Origin of the sequence: Gabonibacter chumensis (genome assembly GCF_024741215.1) — a bacterium.
GTDB lineage: Bacteria > Bacteroidota > Bacteroidia > Bacteroidales > Marinifilaceae > Gabonibacter > Gabonibacter massiliensis.
In genome coordinates, this window is record NZ_JANSKB010000011.1 from 1 (window position 1) to 445 (window position 445).

The 445-nt window shown below is 44.5% G+C and carries 1 pseudogene; it reads left to right on the forward strand.

Features of this window, described 5'->3' with window-relative positions:
• A pseudogene (locus NVS78_RS14120) lies at positions 1 to 445 on the forward strand (GldG family protein); the annotation flags it as partial.

Genomic DNA, 445 nt, shown 5'->3' on the forward strand with positions numbered 1-445 from the left:
ATACGCCGTGGTATGGTTCGTTGCCCTGTTTATCGGTTACCTCTCTTCCCGTCCGGCATTGATGTCATTTTACGACGCCACGGAGACGAAGCAGAACACGTTGACGCAAAATAGCCAGGATATCGTTGCCCGCATGAACGGTAAATTGAAGATGACGACTTATGTTAATATTTTGGATCGCTATTACTGGATCGGTATGCCCTCGTACCGGAACTGGGATAGACGTAATTTTCGCCAGTATCTTCGTTTCAAGCCGGATATGTCGATGAAATACGTTTTCTATTACGACTCGGTAAAAGATATGAAGGCTCTGGAGAAGAGATTCCCTAATATGACTTTAGACCAAATGGGGAAAAGAATGATCGAGATTACCCGGTTGGATTCAAACAGAATATTGAAACCGGAACAGATTCGCGAACAGATCGACCTGAAGCCGGAAATGAAT